Annotated in this window: 12 protein-coding genes, 3 tRNA genes and 3 rRNA genes; 17 read left to right on the top strand and 1 reads right to left on the bottom strand. The window is 55.1% G+C overall.

Features of this window, described 5'->3' with window-relative positions:
* The first annotated feature begins 93 nt into the window (after positions 1 to 93).
* The gene (hemB, locus tag ACL2XQ_RS24820) at positions 94 to 1,113 is read left to right on the top strand and encodes a porphobilinogen synthase (protein WP_410013100.1); all 1,020 of its coding nucleotides are present in this window, start codon (positions 94 to 96) and stop codon (positions 1,111 to 1,113) included.
* Between the two features lie 76 nt (positions 1,114 to 1,189).
* On the opposite strand, the gene rfaH is transcribed toward hemB, so the two are convergent.
* Positions 1,190 to 1,681, bottom strand: a complete 492-nt coding sequence (gene rfaH, locus ACL2XQ_RS24815) for a transcription/translation regulatory transformer protein RfaH (RefSeq protein WP_410016697.1) — start codon at positions 1,679 to 1,681, stop codon at positions 1,190 to 1,192.
* A gap of 192 nt (positions 1,682 to 1,873) precedes the next feature.
* On the opposite strand from rfaH, the gene ubiD reads away from it, so the two are divergent.
* From ubiD to yjfF, 16 genes are all read left to right on the top strand, one after another.
* Positions 1,874 to 3,361, top strand: coding sequence for a 4-hydroxy-3-polyprenylbenzoate decarboxylase (gene ubiD / locus ACL2XQ_RS24810; RefSeq protein WP_410013101.1), 1,488 nt, complete (start codon positions 1,874 to 1,876; stop codon positions 3,359 to 3,361).
* A gap of 51 nt (positions 3,362 to 3,412) precedes the next feature.
* Complete coding sequence (fre, locus tag ACL2XQ_RS24805; RefSeq protein ID WP_413729261.1) at positions 3,413 to 4,114, top strand: NAD(P)H-flavin reductase; 702 nt, start codon at positions 3,413 to 3,415, stop codon at positions 4,112 to 4,114.
* Positions 4,115 to 4,192: 78 nt separating this feature from the next.
* Positions 4,193 to 5,524 (top strand): Xaa-Pro dipeptidase, encoded by a 1,332-nt coding sequence (gene pepQ / locus ACL2XQ_RS24800; RefSeq protein ID WP_410013103.1) that lies wholly within the window; start codon positions 4,193 to 4,195, stop codon positions 5,522 to 5,524.
* Positions 5,524 to 6,138: an IMPACT family protein gene (locus ACL2XQ_RS24795; RefSeq protein WP_410013104.1), complete on the top strand. Its 615-nt coding sequence runs from the start codon at positions 5,524 to 5,526 to the stop codon at positions 6,136 to 6,138. Before pepQ ends, ACL2XQ_RS24795 begins: the two co-directional genes overlap by 1 nt.
* A 47-nt stretch (positions 6,139 to 6,185) precedes the next feature.
* Entirely contained in the window at positions 6,186 to 7,637 is a 1,452-nt protein-coding gene (trkH, locus tag ACL2XQ_RS24790; protein ID WP_410013105.1) for a Trk system potassium transporter TrkH, read from the top strand.
* A gap of 13 nt (positions 7,638 to 7,650) precedes the next feature.
* Positions 7,651 to 8,226 carry a menaquinone-dependent protoporphyrinogen IX dehydrogenase gene (gene hemG / locus ACL2XQ_RS24785; RefSeq protein ID WP_410013106.1) on the top strand — a complete coding sequence of 192 codons (576 nt, stop codon included), beginning with the start codon at positions 7,651 to 7,653 and terminating at the stop codon, positions 8,224 to 8,226.
* A 343-nt stretch (positions 8,227 to 8,569) separates the two neighbouring features.
* A 16S ribosomal RNA gene (locus ACL2XQ_RS24780) occupies positions 8,570 to 10,112 on the top strand.
* Between the two features lie 114 nt (positions 10,113 to 10,226).
* Positions 10,227 to 10,302, top strand: a tRNA-Glu gene (locus ACL2XQ_RS24775).
* Positions 10,303 to 10,617: 315 nt separating this feature from the next.
* A 23S ribosomal RNA gene (locus ACL2XQ_RS24770) occupies positions 10,618 to 13,531 on the top strand.
* 126 nt (positions 13,532 to 13,657) lie between these two features.
* Positions 13,658 to 13,773: ribosomal RNA gene (gene rrf, locus ACL2XQ_RS24765) — 5S ribosomal RNA — on the top strand.
* Together the 16S, 23S and 5S rRNA genes with 3 tRNA genes alongside form the textbook arrangement of a ribosomal RNA operon.
* 274 nt (positions 13,774 to 14,047) lie before the next feature.
* Positions 14,048 to 14,124 (top strand) — tRNA-Asp (locus tag ACL2XQ_RS24760).
* A gap of 8 nt (positions 14,125 to 14,132) precedes the next feature.
* Positions 14,133 to 14,208 (top strand) — tRNA-Trp (locus ACL2XQ_RS24755).
* 780 nt (positions 14,209 to 14,988) lie between these two features.
* The gene (gene ytfQ / locus ACL2XQ_RS24750) at positions 14,989 to 15,945 is read left to right on the top strand and encodes a galactofuranose ABC transporter, galactofuranose-binding protein YtfQ (protein WP_410013108.1); all 957 of its coding nucleotides are present in this window, start codon (positions 14,989 to 14,991) and stop codon (positions 15,943 to 15,945) included.
* Between the two features lie 322 nt (positions 15,946 to 16,267).
* Positions 16,268 to 17,770, top strand: a complete 1,503-nt coding sequence (ytfR, locus tag ACL2XQ_RS24745) for a galactofuranose ABC transporter, ATP-binding protein YtfR (protein WP_410016698.1) — start codon at positions 16,268 to 16,270, stop codon at positions 17,768 to 17,770.
* Between the two features lie 14 nt (positions 17,771 to 17,784).
* Positions 17,785 to 18,801, top strand: coding sequence for a galactofuranose ABC transporter, ATP-binding protein YtfT (gene ytfT, locus ACL2XQ_RS24740; RefSeq protein ID WP_413721636.1), 1,017 nt, complete (start codon positions 17,785 to 17,787; stop codon positions 18,799 to 18,801).
* Complete coding sequence (yjfF, locus tag ACL2XQ_RS24735; RefSeq protein WP_410013110.1) at positions 18,794 to 19,855, top strand: galactofuranose ABC transporter, permease protein YjfF; 1,062 nt, start codon at positions 18,794 to 18,796, stop codon at positions 19,853 to 19,855. Before ytfT ends, yjfF begins: the two co-directional genes overlap by 8 nt.
* Positions 19,856 to 19,860: the final 5 nt, after the last annotated feature.

Here is a 19,860-nt window from a genome sequence, read left to right as displayed (position 1 = left end):
GCTTCTGAACCGCCCTTTCGGGCGGTTCTGGTTTTAAACAGAATAATCTAAACGCCGCCAGCGTCACGGACGGCGTTATTCAGGAGAAAGACTATGAGCACTGTATTTGGCAACTTCCCCCATCGCCGCCTGCGCAGGGTGAGACGCTATGATTTCAGCCGCCGCCTGGTGGCGGAAAACCATCTGTCCGTCAATGATCTGATTTATCCGGTATTTGTCATGGAAGGCAAACAGCGCCAGCAGGAAGTGCCGTCCATGCCGGGAGTGTATCGCATGACGCTTGATCTGCTGATCAAGGAAGCGGAAGCGGTGGCCAAGCTGGGTGTGCCGGTGCTGTCGTTGTTTCCGGTTATTGAAGCGCCCTACAAATCGCTGCTGGCGGAAGAAGCCTATAATCCCGAGGGCCTGATTCCGCGCACTATCCGCGCGCTGAAAGACGCGGTACCGGAATTGGGGCTGCTGACCGATGTCGCGCTGGATCCCTACACGACCCATGGCCAGGACGGCATCATCGACGACCAGGGTTATGTGATTAACGACATCACCAAGGAAATCCTGGTGCGCCAGGCGCTGTGTCACGCCGAAGCGGGCGCGGAAATCGTCGCGCCCAGCGATATGATGGATGGGCGCATCGGCGCGATACGCGAAAAATTCGAGCAGCAGGGATTGGTCAACAATCAGATCATGGCGTATTCGGCGAAATATGCGTCTTGCTATTACGGCCCGTTTCGCGATGCGGTAGGCTCAAGCGCCAACCTGAAGGGCGGCGATAAAAAAACCTATCAAATGGATCCGGCCAATAGCGACGAAGCGTTGCAGGAAGTGGCGCAGGACCTGCAGGAAGGCGCCGATATGGTGATGGTGAAACCGGGCATGCCTTATCTGGATATGATCCATCGGGTGAAGGAAACCTTCGGCGTGCCGACCTTTGCCTATCAGGTGTCCGGCGAGTATGCCATGCATATGGCGGCGATCCAGAACGGCTGGCTGCAGGAAAAGCCGGCCATCATGGAATCGCTGCTGTGCTTCAAGCGCGCCGGCGCCGACGGTATCCTGACCTACTTCTCCAAACGCGTCGCCCAATGGCTGCATGACGATCACCTGAGGCGCTGAATAAACAAGCCGCTCCTTCGCAACGCGTCAGCGGGCGGCTTAGTCCTCAGGGGCTAATTCCCGGCGGTTTATCAGGCTACAAAATCTTTTGAAACTGTTTGTTGTCTATGCTTTGACAGACCTGTTTGTTGAGGAAATTGAGCAGCAGCATGGAGCGCGCTTCGCCGTCGGGCTCGCTATAAATCGCCTGGAGCCCTTCGAAGACGCCGTCGGTAATCACGACCAGATCGCCGACATACGGCGTTTGCGGGTCGGTCACCCCTTCGTAGGCATGATCGCGCAGCTCCTCGATAACCTCGGCCGCAATGGTCACCGGCAGGTTGCCGAAACGCACGAAATGGCTCACGCCGCGGGTGGCGCTGATGGTGGTGGTATGGATACGTTCCGGATCAAACTCAATAAACAGATAGTTGGGAAACAACGGTTCGTTGACGGTCGTGCGTTTGCCGCGGACGATTTTTTCCAGGGTGACCATTGGACTCATACACGCCACCGCCTGTCTTTCCAAATGCTCTTTCGCCCTCATCATCTGGCCGCGTTTACAATACAATAAATACCATGCTTCCATAATCTGATGCACCCCTATCTCCGGTGGCCCAGCATAACAAAGGCCTCCCTAAATAAATAGCGTGACATTATTATAGGCCGCAGCGCGCGGCGCATAAAAAAACAGCATATTTACCATCAATTTTGACAAAAGGGCGGCATGGCTGTTAAACAGACTTTATAATGCAAATATAACCCGGCATCCGATGACGCTATGAAATACCGAGACTTGCGCGATTTTTTATCCTTGCTGGAACAGCGGGGAGAATTGAAACGAATCACCCTGCCCATTGATCCCTATTTGGAAATGACGGAAATCGCCGACCGTACCCTGCGCGCGGGCGGGCCGGCGCTGCTGTTTGAACACCCCAAAGGCTATGCCATGCCGGTGCTGTGCAATCTGTTCGGCACGCCGGAACGGGTGGCGCTGGGCATGGGCCAGGAGAGCGTGGCGGCGCTCAGGGAGGTGGGGGAACTCCTGGCCTTCCTGAAAGAACCGGAGCCGCCAAAAGGCTTTCGCGATCTGCTGGATAAGGCGCCGAAATTCCGCCAGGTGCTGAATATGCCGACCAAACGGCTTAGCTCCGCGCCGTGCCAGGAGCAAATCTGGCAGGGCCAGGATGTCGATCTCGGCCGTATTCCCATTATGCACTGCTGGCCGGGCGACGTGGCGCCGCTTATCACCTGGGGCCTGACGGTCACCCGCGGACCGCACAAGGAACGCCAGAACCTGGGCATTTACCGCCAGCAGGTGCTGGGTAAAAACAAAGTCATCATGCGCTGGCTGTCGCATCGCGGCGGCGCGCTGGACTTCCAGGAATGGCGCGCGGCCCATCCGGGCGAACGCTTTCCGGTGGCGGTGGCGCTGGGCGCCGATCCGGCCACCATCCTGGCCGCCGTCACGCCGGTGCCCGACAGTCTGTCCGAATATGCGTTCGCCGGCCTGCTGCGCGGCTATAAGACCGAGGTGGTAAAGTGCATCTCCTGCGATCTCGAGGTGCCCGCCAGCGCCGAAATCGTGCTGGAAGGATATCTTGAACCGGGTGAAACGGCTCCCGAAGGTCCTTATGGCGATCACACCGGCTATTATAACGAAGTGGATGAGTTCCCGGTATTCACCATTACCCATATCACCCAGCGGCGGAACGCCATTTATCATTCCACCTACACCGGCCGGCCGCCGGATGAACCGGCAGTCATGGGCGTGGCGCTTAACGAAGTCTTCGTTCCCATTTTACAAAAACAGTTTCCGGAAATCGTCGATTTTTATCTGCCGCCCGAAGGCTGTTCCTACCGCCTGGCGGTAGTGACCATCAAGAAACAATATGCGGGCCATGCCAAACGGGTCATGATGGGGGTGTGGTCGTTTCTGCGTCAATTCATGTATACCAAATTTGTCATCGTATGCGATGATGATATCAACGCGCGTAACTGGCAGGATGTTATCTGGGCCATTACGACCCGGATGGACCCCGCGCGCGATACGGTGTTAATGGAAAATACGCCGATAGATTACCTGGATTTTGCCTCGCCGGTTTCCGGATTGGGTTCAAAAATGGGAATGGACGCCACCAACAAATGGCCGGGGGAAACCTCGCGCGAGTGGGGCACCCCGATTCGCATGGACGACGGGGTTCGCGCCCGCGTTGATGCGTTGTGGGACGAACTGGCCATATTAAAAGACAGTGGTAAAGGGCGATGATAGTTACAGCCCTCCATTCCATTTTGCTTATTAGCCCGACAGAGGGAATGCATGACAACATTGACCTGTAAGGTCACTTCCGTGGATGCCATCACCGATACGGTATATCGGGTATGCCTGGTCCCGGAAGCGGCTTTTAGTTTTCGCGCCGGTCAGTATCTGATGGTAGTGATGGATGAACGCGACAAACGCCCCTTTTCCCTGGCGTCGACGCCCATGGAGAACGCGATAATCGAGTTGCATATCGGGGCTTCCGAACTGAATCTGTATGCGATGGCCGTTATGGATCGCATCTTGAAAGATCGTGAAATTACCGTCGATATCCCGCATGGCGAGGCTTGGCTGCGTGACGATACCGAGCGGCCCATGGTCCTTATCGCCGGCGGCACCGGTTTTTCTTATGCCCGCTCAATCCTCCTGACCGTGCTCGCCAATCAACCTGAGCGGGAAGTGGCTATTTATTGGGGCGGCAGGGAGTTACAGCATCTCTACGATCTGGGCGAACTGGAAGCGCTGACCCTGCTGCATCCGCGCCTGAAAGTGGTGCCGGTGGTCGAACAGCCGGACGAAAACTGGCAGGGCCGGACCGGAACGGTGCTCAGCGCGGTGCTGCAGGACTACGGTTCCCTGGCGGCGTACGATATCTATATCGCCGGCCGTTTCGAAATGGCTAAAATCGCCCGCGAGCGTTTTTGCGCGGAACGCGACGCCATTCCCGGCCGGATCTTCGGCGATGCGTTTGCCTTTATCTGATCGCTGCGGCGGGAGGGTTCATCCGCCGGGACGCTATGCTAAGATGGCGGCAATTGCGCGGTAAAATAAGGTCAGACCATGGAATCTTTTTCTACTCTTTACCAGGACCATCTCGCGACGCTGCAAAAACGCACGCGCGAGGTGCTGGCCCTGCATAACCTGGATGCGCTGCTGATACATTCCGGCGAACCGATCACGGCGTTCCTCGACGACCATGATTACCCTTTTAAGGTCAATCCACAGTTCAAGGCCTGGCTGCCGGTCACCGGCGTGCCGCATTGCTGGCTCTGGGTCGACGGCGTCAATAAGCCCAAACTTTGGTTCTATGCGCCGGTCGATTATTGGTACAGCGTCGAGCCGTTGCCTGAGAGTTTCTGGACCCCTTTCATCGATATCATCCCGATTGCGAATCCCGACGATATCGGTTCATTGCTGCCGTCCGGACGCGGCAACGCGGCCTATATTGGCTCGTCGCCGCAAAGGGCGTCGTCCCTGGGCCTGAAAGCCGACCAGCTTAACCCCCAACCGGTACTGGATTATTTCCACTACCACCGCGCCTATAAGACCGATTACGAGCTGGCCTGTATGCGCGAGGCGCAAAAGACCGCGGTCATAGGGCATCGGGCGGCGCATGAGGCCTTTCAGGCCGGCATGAGCGAGTTCGATATCAATATTGCTTACCTGTCGGCAACCGGCCATCGTGATATCGATGTACCCTACGGCAACATCATTGCCCTGAATGAGCACGCCGCGGTATTGCACTACACTAAACTCGATCAGCGCCTGCCCGAGCGGGTACACAGCTTCCTGATTGACGCCGGTACCGAATACAATGGGTATGCGGCCGACCTGACCCGTACCTACGCGGCGCAAAAAGATTCCGAGTTCGCTCAGTTGGTCGCCGCCATGAATACCGAGCAGCAGGCCCTTATCGGTACCATGGAGGCGGGCGTCAATTACATTGAATATCATATCCAGATGCACCGGCGCATCGCCCGTCTGCTGGCCCGGTTTGATCTCGTGACCGGTCTTGATGAAGAGACCATGGTGAGCGAAGGCATCACCGGCCCGTTCCTTCCCCACGGGCTGGGACATCCGCTTGGGCTGCAGGTGCATGACGCCGGCGGCTTTTTGCAGGACGATCGCGGCACCCGCCTGGCGGCGCCGGCCCTGTACCCTTATCTGCGCTGTACCCGCGTTATGGAACCGCGCATGGTGATGACCATCGAACCGGGTTTCTATTTTATTGAATCACTGCTTGCCCCGTGGCGCGCGGGCAGCTTTAGCCGGCATTTCAACTGGCGGCGCATCGAACTGTTTAAACCCTATGGCGGTATCCGTATCGAGGATAATATCGTTATCATGGATAAGCAGATCGAAAATATGACACGCAATCTGAAACTGGCATAATGCACGCCTATTTTGTTCCCGCGGCGCCGGTAACGGCGTCTATGGAGATCAAAAAAAGCCGCTTTATCACCCTCCTTGCCCCCACCCCTGGCATCGAGGCCGCCAGGGAGCTGATCCGGCAAAGCCGCTGCGAGCATCCCGGGGCGGCCCATCATTGCTGGGCGTATATCGCCGGGCCTCCGCAGGATTCGCAACAGCTTGGTTTTTCCGATGACGGCGAGCCGTCGGGAACCGCCGGCAAACCTATGCTGGCGCAACTGATGGGGTCGGGACTCGGCGAGATTACCGCGGTGGTGGTGCGTTACTATGGCGGCATCAGGCTTGGCACCGGCGGGCTGGTGAAGGCCTACGGCGGCGGCGTGCGGGAGGCGTTACAACGCATGGCCCGCACGCAGAGGGTTCCCCAGGCCGAGTTTATGGTGTCATGTCGTTATGAGCAGCAGGCCTGGATTGACGCGGTGGTCAACCAGACCGGGGGACGCGTCGTCCAGTGCGATTATGGCGAATCCATTATACTCAGGGTAGCCATTCCTATCGCCCGGGTCGCAATGGCCGAGGAAAAGCTGCGCGATCTCAGCCGGGGGGCATTGCAATTAGCGCCCGTTGCGCAATAGCTCCATACCCGGCCACAGTTAAATAAAATATTAAGGATCGTGCTGAAATGCATTTTCGCGCCATAACCCGTATTGTCGGCCTACTGGTCATGCTCTTCTCGGGAACGATGATTGTTCCCGGCCTGGTGGCGCTGATCTACCGTGACGGCGCCGGCAGCGCTTTTACGCAAACCTTTTTTTTCGCCCTATTGATTGGATTGGTATTATGGTTGCCCAATCGTCAGCAGAAACATGAGCTGAAATCACGGGAGGGGTTTCTGATAGTCGTCCTGTTCTGGACCGTATTAGGCAGCGTAGGGGCCTTGCCGTTCTTGTTTGCCGAGCATCCCGATTTGTCGGTAACCGATGCGTTTTTTGAGTCGTTTTCCGCCCTGACCACCACCGGCGCCACCTCCCTGGTGGGGCTGGACGGCCTGCCCAAGGCCATCCTGTTTTACCGCCAGATGCTGCAGTGGTTCGGCGGCATGGGTATCATCGTACTGGCGGTGGCGATCCTGCCGATTCTCGGCGTCGGCGGCATGCAGCTTTACCGCGCCGAAATGCCCGGCCCGCTGAAAGATAACAAAATGCGACCGCGGATCGCCGAAACCGCCAAAACGTTATGGCTTATCTATATCACCCTGACCATCGCCTGCGCGCTGGCGCTATGGGGCGCGGGCATGTCGGTTTTCGATGCCATCAGCCATAGCTTCTCCACCATTGCGCTGGGGGGCTTTTCCACCCACGACGCCAGTATCGGCTATTACAACAGTCCGATGATCAACACCATCGTAGCGGTGTTCCTGCTGATTTCCGGCTGCAACTACGGTCTGCATTTCGCCGTGCTGAGCGGCCATAACCTGCGGGTCTACTGGCGCGATCCGGAATTCAGGATGTTTATCAGCGTGCAGTTTATCCTGGTAATGGTGTGTACGCTTATCCTCTGGCGCTACGATGTTTACCAAAGCGGCTTGCAAACCCTCAACCAAGCCTTTTTCCAGGTGGTTTCCATGGCGACCACTGCCGGCTTTACTACCGACAGCATCGCCCGCTGGCCGTTGTTCCTGCCTATTTTGTTGCTTTGCTCGGCATTTATCGGCGGCTGCGCCGGTTCGACGGGCGGCGGTTTGAAAGTAATCCGTATCCTGCTGCTGTACCTGCAGGGTTCGCGGGAACTGAAGCGATTGGTCCATCCCAACGCCGTCTATACTATCAAGCTCGGCAACCGTGCGCTGCCGGAGCGTATCCTGGAAGCGGTCTGGGGGTTCTTTTCCGCGTATGTATTAGTCTTTATCGTCAGCATGCTGGCGATTATCGCCACCGGCGTTGATAATTTTTCCGCCTTTGCCGCCGTGACCGCGACGCTGAACAACCTGGGTCCCGGCCTGGGGGTGGTGGCGGAAAATTTCTCCTCCATGAACGCGGTGGCGAAATGGATTCTGATCCTGACCATGCTGTTCGGCCGCCTGGAGGTCTTTACCTTGCTGGTATTGTTTACCCCGACGTTCTGGCGCGAATAACCGAGGATTTGTTATGTACACTCTGATTCTGTATTCCACCCGGGATGGGCAGACGCTGAAAATCGCCCGGTTTATCGCCGAACGCCTTATCGCGGATAATCACGCCTGCGATGTTGTCGACCTGGGCCTGGCTGGGCAATGCGATTTGCAACGTTACGATCGGGTGCTGATCGGGGCCGCGATCCGCTACGGACATTTTGCCGCCGAGCTGCATGATTTTATCAAACAGCACCTGGATTGGCTTAACCGGTTGCCCAGCGCGTTTTTTGCCGTCAACCTGACCGCCCGCAAAGCGGATAAACGCACGCCGCAAACCAATGCCTATACACGCAAATTTCTCGCGGCTACGCCCTGGCGACCGGATAGTTGCGCGGTTTTCGCCGGTGCGCTGCGCTATCCGCGCTACCGCTGGTTCGATCGTGTCATGATCCAGCTGATCATGCGCATGACCGGCGGCGAAACCGACAGCACAAAAGAAGTGGAATATACCGACTGGCAACAGGTGGGCGATTTTGCCCGCGGTTTTGCCGGGTTAACCGGTAAAAACGGGCTCAAGTCACGAGAAACGCATCAGTTTGTCGAAAATTAAACCAATCAACTTAAAATAAGCAATTAGCGCTTGTCACGCTGCGGGAATTCCCTATAATGCGCCTCCACTGACCGGGAACAAACGCTAACGCGACGCCGGGTCGGGAAGGGAAAAGCGCCCGGTACGGGCAAATAAAAGCTTGACTCTTCAACGGGAAAGCGTAATATACGCCACCTCGCGCCAGACTGATTACAGCGGCGCACTGCTCTTTAACAATTTATCAGACAATCTGTGTGGGCACTCACAAGACCGTATCGAAACACAAAAATACCAAGTCTTGAAGAGTGAACAAACAGTTAATTCATAAGATTAACAGTATGACAATCTTTGAGCATCAAGCTTTTAATTGAAGAGTTTGATCATGGCTCAGATTGAACGCTGGCGGCAGGCCTAACACATGCAAGTCGAGCGGCAGCGGAAAGTAGCTTGCTACTTTGCCGGCGAGCGGCGGACGGGTGAGTAATGTCTGGGGATCTGCCTGATGGTGGGGGATAACTACTGGAAACGGTAGCTAATACCGCATAACGTCGCAAGACCAAAGTGGGGGACCTTCGGGCCTCACGCCATCGGATGAACCCAGATGGGATTAGCTAGTAGGTGAGGTAATGGCTCACCTAGGCGACGATCCCTAGCTGGTCTGAGAGGATGACCAGCCACACTGGAACTGAGACACGGTCCAGACTCCTACGGGAGGCAGCAGTGGGGAATATTGCACAATGGGCGCAAGCCTGATGCAGCCATGCCGCGTGTGTGAAGAAGGCCTTCGGGTTGTAAAGCACTTTCAGCGGGGAGGAAGGCGATAAGGTTAATAACCTTGTTGATTGACGTTACCCGCAGAAGAAGCACCGGCTAACTCCGTGCCAGCAGCCGCGGTAATACGGAGGGTGCGAGCGTTAATCGGAATTACTGGGCGTAAAGCGTACGCAGGCGGTCTGTTAAGTCAGATGTGAAATCCCCGGGCTTAACCCGGGAACTGCATTTGAAACTGGCAGGCTAGAGTCTCGTAGAGGGGGGTAGAATTCCAGGTGTAGCGGTGAAATGCGTAGAGATCTGGAGGAATACCGGTGGCGAAGGCGGCCCCCTGGACGAAGACTGACGCTCAGGTACGAAAGCGTGGGGAGCAAACAGGATTAGATACCCTGGTAGTCCACGCTGTAAACGATGTCGATTTGAAGGTTGTGGCCTTGAGCCGTGGCTTTCGGAGCTAACGCGTTAAATCGACCGCCTGGGGAGTACGGCCGCAAGGTTAAAACTCAAATGAATTGACGGGGGCCCGCACAAGCGGTGGAGCATGTGGTTTAATTCGATGCAACGCGAAGAACCTTACCTACTCTTGACATCCAGAGAAGACTTCAGAGATGAGGTTGTGCCTTCGGGAACTCTGAGACAGGTGCTGCATGGCTGTCGTCAGCTCGTGTTGTGAAATGTTGGGTTAAGTCCCGCAACGAGCGCAACCCTTATCCTTTGTTGCCAGCACGTAATGGTGGGAACTCAAAGGAGACTGCCGGTGACAAACCGGAGGAAGGTGGGGATGACGTCAAGTCATCATGGCCCTTACGAGTAGGGCTACACACGTGCTACAATGGCGCATACAAAGAGAAGCGAACTCGCGAGAGTAAGCGGACCTCACAAAGTGCGTCGTAGTCCGGATTGGAGTCTGCAACTCGACTCCATGAAGTCGGAATCGCTAGTAATCGTGGATCAGAATGCCACGGTGAATACGTTCCCGGGCCTTGTACACACCGCCCGTCACACCATGGGAGTGGGTTGCAAAAGAAGTAGGTAGCTTAACCTTCGGGAGGGCGCTTACCACTTTGTGATTCATGACTGGGGTGAAGTCGTAACAAGGTAACCGTAGGGGAACCTGCGGTTGGATCACCTCCTTACCGAAATAGATACTAGATTGTGTAGTGTCCACACAGATTGTCTGATAACTGTAATGAGCAAACAGCTCGTATGGTTTTTTTTGCGAAGCAGCACTGCTTCGTGATCCTATCTTTGTCCCCTTCGTCTAGTGGCCTAGGACACTGCCCTTTCACGGCGGTAACAGGGGTTCGAACCCCCTAGGGGACGCCATATCCCGCTGTCTATTTCAGAGCACACTCTTATGAGTATGCTGCGAAATACATGCTCTTTAACAATCCGGAACAAGCTGAAAATTTGAAAAAAAACATGCTGAGCAAAATCAGTATGCGATTCTCTCAAAGCAAGCAAACCTAATAAGGTCGCCGTGTCGATGGTGACCTTGTTGAGGGATGAGCGAGAAAGTCCCGGCCAAGGCGCACGGCGCGCAGCCAGCGGAGTGGACTGTATGTCCATGAGCATGGCGAGCACCGCGCAACACCGGCGGGGACCTTTCGCAGCCATTCCGAAGACACTTTAGGGTTGTGAGGTTAAGTGAATAAGCGTACACGGTGGATGCCTAGGCAGTCAGAGGCGATGAAGGACGTGCTAATCCGCGAAATGCGCCGGTGAGCTGATATGAAGCGCTATCAGCCGGCGATGTCCGAATGGGGAAACCCAGTGCAATTCGTTGCACTATCATTACGTGAATCCATAGCGTATTGAGGCGAACCGGGGGAACTGAAACATCTCAGTACCCCGAGGAAAAGAAATCAACCGAGATTCCCCTAGTAGCGGCGAGCGAACGGGGAACAGCCCAGAGTCACCATCAGCATTCGCATCAGGAGAACGGTCTGGAAAGTCCGGCAACACAGGGTGATAGCCCCGTATCCGAAGGTGCAAGTGCTGTGAGCTCGATGAGTAGGGCGGGACACGTGATATCCTGTCTGAAGATGGGGGGACCATCCTCCAAGGCTAAATACTCCTGACTGACCGATAGTGAACCAGTACCGTGAGGGAAAGGCGAAAAGAACCCCGGCGAGGGGAGTGAAACAGAACCTGAAACCGTGTACGTACAAGCAGTGGGAGCCTTGATTTATCAGGGTGACTGCGTACCTTTTGTATAATGGGTCAGCGACTTATATTCTGTAGCAAGGTTAACCGAATAGGGGAGCCGTAGGGAAACCGAGTCTTAACTGGGCGTTAAGTTGCAGGGTATAGACCCGAAACCCGGTGATCTAGCCATGGGCAGGTTGAAGGTTGGGTAACACTAACTGGAGGACCGAACCGACTAATGTTGAAAAATTAGCGGATGACTTGTGGCTGGGGGTGAAAGGCCAATCAAACCGGGAGATAGCTGGTTCTCCCCGAAAGCTATTTAGGTAGCGCCTCGTGAATTCATCTTCGGGGGTAGAGCACTGTTTCGGCTAGGGGTCCACCCCGGATTACCAACCCGATGCAAACTGCGAATACCGAAGAATGTTACCACGGGAGACACACGGCGGGTGCTAACGTCCGTCGTGAAGAGGGAAACAACCCAGACCGCCAGCTAAGGTCCCAAAGTCATGGTTAAGTGGGAAACGATGTGGGAAGGCATAGACAGCCAGGATGTTGGCTTAGAAGCAGCCATCATTTAAAGAAAGCGTAATAGCTCACTGGTCGAGTCGGCCTGCGCGGAAGATGTAACGGGGCTAAACCATGCACCGAAGCTGCGGCAGCGATACCTTCGGGTATTGTTGGGTAGGGGAGCGTTCTGTAAGCCTGCGAAGGTGGCCTGTGAGGGCTGCTGGAGGTATCAGAAGTGCGAATGCTGACATAAGTAACGATAAAGCGGGTGAAAAGCCCGCTCGCCGGAAGACCAAGGGTTCCTGTCCAACGTTAATCGGGGCAGGGTGAGTCGACCCCTAAGGCGAGGCCGAAAGGCGTAGTCGATGGGAAACAGGTTAATATTCCTGTACTGGGTGTGACTGCGAAGGGGGGACGGAGAAAGCTAGGTTCGCCGGGCGACGGTTGTCCCGGTTTAAGCGTGAAGGTGGAAAGAGCAGGTAAATCCGCTTTTTCATTCAACACTGAGGCGTGATAACGAGCCACTACGGTGGTGAAGGAATTGATGCTACGCTTCCAGGAAAAGCCTCTAAGCTCCAGGTCACATCGAATCGTACCCCAAACCGACACAGGTGGTCAGGTAGAGAATACCAAGGCGCTTGAGAGAACTCGGGTGAAGGAACTAGGCAAAATGGTGCCGTAACTTCGGGAGAAGGCACGCTGGCATTAGGTGGAGGGACTTGCTCCCCGAGCTGAAGCCAGTCGCAGATACCAGCTGGCTGCAACTGTTTATTAAAAACACAGCACTGTGCAAACACGAAAGTGGACGTATACGGTGTGACGCCTGCCCGGTGCCGGAAGGTTAATTGATGGGGTTATCCGCAAGGAGAAGCTCTTGATCGAAGCCCCGGTAAACGGCGGCCGTAACTATAACGGTCCTAAGGTAGCGAAATTCCTTGTCGGGTAAGTTCCGACCTGCACGAATGGCGTAATGATGGCCAGGCTGTCTCCACCCGAGACTCAGTGAAATTGAACTCGCTGTGAAGATGCAGTGTACCCGCGGCAAGACGGAAAGACCCCGTGAACCTTTACTATAGCTTGACACTGAACATTGAGCCTTGATGTGTAGGATAGGTGGGAGGCTTTGAAGTGTGGACGCCAGTCTGCATGGAGCCAACCTTGAAATACCACCCTTTAATGTTTGATGTTCTAACTCCGGCCCGTAATCCGGGTCGAGGACAGTGTCTGGTGGGTAGTTTGACTGGGGCGGTCTCCTCCTAAAGAGTAACGGAGGAGCACGAAGGTTAGCTAATCACGGTCGGACATCGTGAGGTTAGTGCAAAGGCATAAGCTAGCTTGACTGCGAGAGTGACGGCTCGAGCAGGTGCGAAAGCAGGTCTTAGTGATCCGGTGGTTCTGAATGGAAGGGCCATCGCTCAACGGATAAAAGGTACTCCGGGGATAACAGGCTGATACCGCCCAAGAGTTCATATCGACGGCGGTGTTTGGCACCTCGATGTCGGCTCATCACATCCTGGGGCTGAAGTAGGTCCCAAGGGTATGGCTGTTCGCCATTTAAAGTGGTACGCGAGCTGGGTTTAGAACGTCGTGAGACAGTTCGGTCCCTATCTGCCGTGGGCGTTGGAAGATTGAGAGGGGCTGCTCCTAGTACGAGAGGACCGGAGTGGACGCACCACTGGTGTTCGGGTTGTCATGCCAATGGCATTGCCCGGTAGCTACGTGCGGAAGAGATAACCGCTGAAAGCATCTAAGCGGGAAACTTGCCTCGAGATGAGTCTTCCCTGTGGCTTTAAGTCACCTGAAGGGACGTTAAAGACGATGACGTTGATAGGTCGGGTGTGTAAGCGCAGCGATGCGTTGAGCTAACCGATACTAATGACCCGTGAGGCTTAACCTTACAACACCTAAAGTGTTTGACGCGAAGAGAGCGTCGTCCCAAGGGGCGGCGAGAGAATTTTCAGCGAAGTTCCGGATAAAGGCCGATGGTCATCAGTAGCAGGATGACGGTTGGTAAACGAATTTGCCTGGCGGCACTAGCGCGGTGGTCCCACCTGACCCCATGCCGAACTCAGTAGTGAAACGCCGTAGCGCCGATGGTAGTGTGGGGTCTCCCCATGCGAGAGTAGGGAACTGCCAGGCATCCATTAAGACCAATACCTTGAGCGAAGCGAGAGGCGTTGTGAAGTAACCCTGGCAGTTCGCTACTCGAGTAAGAGAGCAGGACAACAGGCGGAGCCTGTTGAACGCCGCTTGCGGCGGCCCGAAGGGGGCCTGACGCAGTCAGGCATCAACTGCCAGGCATCCATTAAGACCAATACCTTGAGCGAAGCGAAAGGCGTTGGTCAAGCACCGCAAACGGTTTTAACAGGCGTTGACCCCGCAAATGTTATGTTTGGGTGTAGTACCGAATCGTGGTGCGGTAGTTCAGTCGGTTAGAATACCGGCCTGTCACGCCGGGGGTCGCGGGTTCGAGTCCCGTCCGCACCGCCACCCTATTTAGGGGCGTAGTTCAATTGGTAGAGCACCGGTCTCCAAAACCGGGTGTTGGGAGTTCGAGTCTCTCCGCCCCTGCCAGATAAAAAAAAAGCCCTTCGCTTACGCGAGGGGCTTTTTTCGTCTGCATTACTGTAAACGCAACGCAGTCCATCCCCTGGCGTTGGGACTATTGGGCGTTAAAACGCGCTTTATTTGCTCGTTTTCACTCAATAACGCAATCTTCGATTATATTTCCCGGACGTTTTTTTGACGACCGGCAGTGTGCGGTGACTCATTACAGAAATGGGCTTCATTGTCCTAATAAATATTGGGGATAAATAATCCTGCCAGCATTTTTATCCGGGTATTTATTAAATAACTCTTGGCCGGTTTAACGCCATCCTGCCCACAATTTTTCTCGTTGCCCGCTGGGAATAGCTGCACCGCGCGGCTGAAAGATAAAAGCAAAATTATCCATATAAAAAAATTGATTCAGCTATGGTAATTCTAGTTATCGGAAAAATGCCACAATCCCACCCTGCGCACCATCGTTAAATACACCCTCTCTCTTCTGATGAAGACATAAAAAACACCAGCTGATTTATACATAGCCGCGCCCATGTTACGGGTAAAGCAAAAAAAACAGATGGCGTGTAATTGCTTATTAATAAAGCAATTATGTCGTCATACTCTCTGGGACTGGACAAAAATATATCCATAAGCTACAGATTTAAATAAAGAAGTTGCTGTTAGACCCGGCTCTTATTTATCAAAAGTGTGATGCGCCCCGATATAAAAAAGCGGTTTTTTGTTTAGTTTTATTATTGCTATCAAACTAATGATACCAGCACATTTTATGATTATAAGAGGATGATGACTATGTGGAAGCGTTTACTTTTAGTGTCCGCCATTTCTGTCGCCATGTCTTCAGTGGCTTTTGCCGAGTCGTTGACCGTCGGTTTTTCGCAAGTGGGTTCTGAATCGGGTTGGCGCGCGGCGGAAACGTCGGTGGCGAAAAGTGAAGCCCAGAAGCGCGGCATTACCTTAAAAATTGCCGACGGGCAGCAAAAACAAGAAAACCAGATTAAGGCGGTCCGTTCATTTATTGCCCAAGGCGTCGATGCCATCTTTATCGCGCCGGTAGTTCAGACGGGTTGGGAGCCGGTACTGCAGGAAGCCAAGAGCGCCAAGATCCCGGTATTCCTGCTCGACCGGGCCATTAAAGTGAAAGATGATTCTCTCTATTTAACGGTGGTTACCGCCGATAACGTGCTTGAAGGCCAATTGATTGGCGACTGGCTGGTCAAGACCGTGGGCGATAAACCCTGTAATGTGGTGGAATTGCAGGGAACCGTGGGTGCAAGCGTCGCCATCGACCGTAAGAAAGGTTTTGCCGACGCCATTGCCAAGGCGCATAACATCAAAATCATTCGTTCCCAGTCCGGTGACTTTACCCGCAGCAAAGGGAAAGAGGTCATGGAAAGCTTTATCAAGGCCGAAAACAACGGCAAAAATATCTGTATGGTCTTTGCCCATAACGACGATATGGCGATCGGCGCCATCCAGGCCATTAAAGAAGCCGGCCTGAAACCGGGTAAAGATATTCTTACCGGCTCCATCGACGGCGTTCCGGATATCTATAAAGCCATGCTTGCGGGCGAGGCCAACGCCAATGTGGAGTTAACGCCGAATATGGCCGGACCGGCGTTTGACGCCCTGGCGAAATACAAAAAAGACGGCACCAAGCCCACCAAAATCATCAAGACGGAAAGCAAACTGTTCCTGCCGGCCGATGCCCAGGCCCAATTGGATAAGAAAAGCGGCATGGGTTACTAAAGCTCAGGGGATCCTGCCGGCAGCGATGGGGATTAAGCCTGCGTCCGCGTAGCCAGGGAGCGACCTGGATCGGCGCAAAAAGAAATATGTTGTAAACGCGTCCCTGGGATTGGGGTTTTGGCGCCAAGACCCCAGCCGCCAGGGCGCATCTCTACCCTGTTGTTTGCATGCACTCCAGGCGCATTGGTAGCTGGCGAATAGCATCCATTTCTTTTACCCCAATAATGACCGTTAACCTTCAATACCGGGGCACAGGGTCGGGGTGTAACGGTACTGATAGCGTGTTTATCCGGCTACGTCTTTAGGAGGATTTACCGTGGGTATTATCGATAGTCATGATGATGTATTACTCAACATTACCGGCCTAAGCAAAACCTTTCCCGGCGTAAAAGCGTTAAACAACGTGTCGTTAACTCTCAATCGCGGCGAAATCATGGGATTGCTCGGCGAGAATGGCGCGGGGAAATCAACCCTTATCAAAGCGTTAACCGGTGTTTACCAACGTGACGGCGGTACGATTAACCTGGATGGACAAGATATTCATCCCAAGAATACCGCCCATGCGCAAGAGCTTGGCATCGGCACCGTGTACCAGGAAGTCAATCTGCTGCCGAATCTGTCGGTGGCGGATAATTTATTTATCGGTCGCGAACCGCGACGGTTTGGTTTTATCGATCGTAAAGAGGTTAATCGCCGCGCGGAAATCTTACTGGCGGGTTATGGTTTTGCGCTGGACGTAACGGAGCCGTTGGGGCATTTTTCCGTGGCGATGCAGCAGATCGTGGCCATTTGCCGGGCGGTGGATCTGTCGGCCAAGGTGCTGATCCTGGATGAGCCGACCGCCAGCCTGGACGCCAACGAAGTCGAGATGCTGTTTACCATTATGCGCCAGCTGCGCGACCGGGGTATCAGCCTGATCTTTGTGACCCACTTTCTCGACCAGGTCTATAAAATTACCGATCGCATCACCGTGCTGCGCAACGGCGAGTTTGTCGGCACGCGTTATACCCGCGAATTGCCCCATATTGAATTGATCAAGATGATGCTGGGTCGTGAACTGGATGAGCATGCCTTGCAGCGCGCCGGCCGTACCCTGCATAGCGAAAAGCCGGTGGCGGCCTTTGCCGGTTATGGCAAGAAAGGCACGATCGCTCCCTTTGATCTGGAGGTCAGACCGGGCGAGATCGTCGGGCTTGCCGGATTGCTGGGGTCGGGGCGTACCGAAACCGCCGAAGTGATTTTCGGCATTCGCCCGGCGGATTCGGGCACCGCCTGGATCAAGGGCACCGAGCGGGTGATCCGTTCGCCCAACCAGGCGGGAAAGCTGGGACTGGGCTTCTGTCCGGAAGATCGTAAAACAGACGGCATTATCGCCGCCGCCTCGGTGCGGGAAAATATTATCCTGGCCCTGCAGGTACAGCGCGGATGGCTGCGGCCCATCCCGCGCAAGGAACAAAATAACATTGCCGAGCGTTTTATCCGCCAACTGGATATCCGCACGCCCAGCGCCGAGCAGCCGATTGAGTTCCTGTCCGGCGGCAATCAGCAAAAGGTGCTGCTGTCGCGCTGGCTGCTGACCAAACCGCAGTTCCTGATCCTGGACGAACCGACGCGGGGCATTGATGTGGGCGCCCATGCCGAAATCATCCGTTTAATCGAATCCTTGTGCGCCGATGGGCTGGCCCTGCTGGTTATCTCCTCAGAGCTTGAAGAACTGGTGGGTTATGCCGACCGGGTTGTTATTCTGCGCGACCGGAAACATATCGCGGATATTCCGCTCGATAAGCTATCGGTGAGCGCCATTATGAATGCCATTGCCGCCTAAGGAGCGTGACTGTTATGTCTGGTTCAATGTCATCCGATACTAAAGTCGTTGTCGCCAAACGCTGGCCGGTGGGAATGCCGCAGCTGGCCGCGTTGGTGGTTGTGTTAGTGGTTGACAGTATTGTCGCCAATAATTTTTTCTCCATCCATATCCAGGATGGACGGTTGTTCGGCAGTCTCATTGATATCTTAAATCGCTGTGCGCCGGTCGCCCTGCTGTCCATCGGCATGACGCTGGTTATCGCCACCGGGGGGATCGACCTGTCGGTGGGCGCCGTCATGGCCATCGCCGGCGCGGTGACCGCGACGTTAACCGTACAGGGCTATAGCCTGACGGTTATCATCCTGGCGACCCTGGGCGTGGGCGTGCTGTCGGGTTTATGGAACGGCGTCCTGGTGGCGCTGCTGAAAATACAGCCCTTCGTGGCAACGCTTATCCTGATGGTGGCCGGGCGCGGCGTGGCGCAGCTGGTGACCGAAGGCCAGATCATTACTTTCAACAATCCGTCGCTGTCCTGGATCGGCAGCGGCTCGCTGTTCTATTTCCCCGTGCCGGTGTTTATTACCCTGATTACGCTGGTACTGGCCTGGCTGCTGACGCGCAAAACCGCCCTGGGATTGTTTATCGAGGCGGTGGGCATCAATATCCGCGCAGCCAAGAATGCGGGGGTGAAGACACGGGTTATCGTCATGTCCACTTACATCCTGAGCGGATTGTGCGCCGCGGTCGCCGGACTGATCGTCACCGCCGACATTCGTGGCGCGGATGCCAACAATGCCGGCCTGTGGCTGGAACTGGACGCTATTCTGGCGGTGGTGATCGGCGGGGCCTCGCTGATGGGCGGGCGTTTTAACCTGTTTCTGTCAATCCTGGGGGCGCTGATTATCCAGGGGATGAATACCGGCATTTTGCTGTCGGGCTTCCAGCCGGAGCTTAACCAGGTGGTGAAAGCCGTGGTGGTGCTTTGCGTGCTGGTCATGCAGTCCTCCAGCTTTATCGCTTTTATTCGCAGGAGCCGTCGCCATGCTTAAACGTAACCTTCCCCTGGTCATTACCATCGCGGTATTTATTGTCGGTTATTTGTTTTGCCTGAGCCGTTTTCCCGGTTTCGCCTCCACCAGGGTTATCTGCAATATCCTGACGGATAACGCGTTCTTGGGCATTATCGCCGTCGGCATGACTTTTGTGATTATTTCCGGCGGCATCGATCTTTCCGTGGGGTCGGTTATCGCGTTTACCGGCGTCTTCCTGGCGCGCGTGATCGGCGATTATCATCTGTCGCCGCTGGTCGCGTTTCCGCTGATCTTGATCATGGGCTGCGGATTCGGCGCGTTTATGGGCTGGCTTATCGATACATTAAAAATCCCGGCGTTTATCATTACCCTGGCCGGCATGTTTTTCCTGCGCGGCGCCAGTTACCTGGTGTCGGAAGAGTCCCTGCCCATCGACCATCCGATCTATGAAACCCTCTCGGGCCTCGCCTGGCAAATGCCCGGCGGCGGACGTCTTAGCGCCATGGGGGTGCTGATGCTGCTGGTGATGGTGTTCGGCATCCTGCTGGCGCGGTATACGCAGTTCGGCAATCAGGTGTACGCCATCGGCGGCAATGCGACGGCCGCCAACCTGATGGGGGTATCGACCCGCAGCACCACGATTCGTATTTATATGCTGTCCACGGGGCTGGCGACGCTTGCGGGCATTGTGTTTTCGATTTACACCTCGGCCGGCTACGCGTTGGCCGGCATGGGCGTGGAACTCGACGCCATCGCCTCGGTGGTGATCGGCGGCACGCTGTTGAGCGGCGGCATCGGCACGGTGTTCGGCACCTTGTTCGGCGTCATGATCCAGGGGCTTATCCAGACCTATATCAACTTTGACGGCACCCTGAGTTCCTGGTGGACCAAAATCGTCATCGGCATCCTGCTGTTTGCGTTTATCGCCTTGCAACGGCTGCTGAACTCGCTGTGGGAGAATAAGCAAAATGCCAAGGTCACCAGTATTCCCCGCACCGGCATCCCGGCGGAAAGCCAACAGCAGGCTCATAAGGCACCCGCGGCCGGCTACCCGGGGGATGGCTCGTCCTGATGGCC

Origin of the sequence: Sodalis sp. RH14, from assembly GCF_047324285.1 — a bacterium.
Taxonomy (GTDB): domain Bacteria; phylum Pseudomonadota; class Gammaproteobacteria; order Enterobacterales; family Enterobacteriaceae; genus Acerihabitans.
Note: the sequence above shows the minus strand (reverse complement) of the source record. Positions and strands in the feature narration are given on the sequence as shown.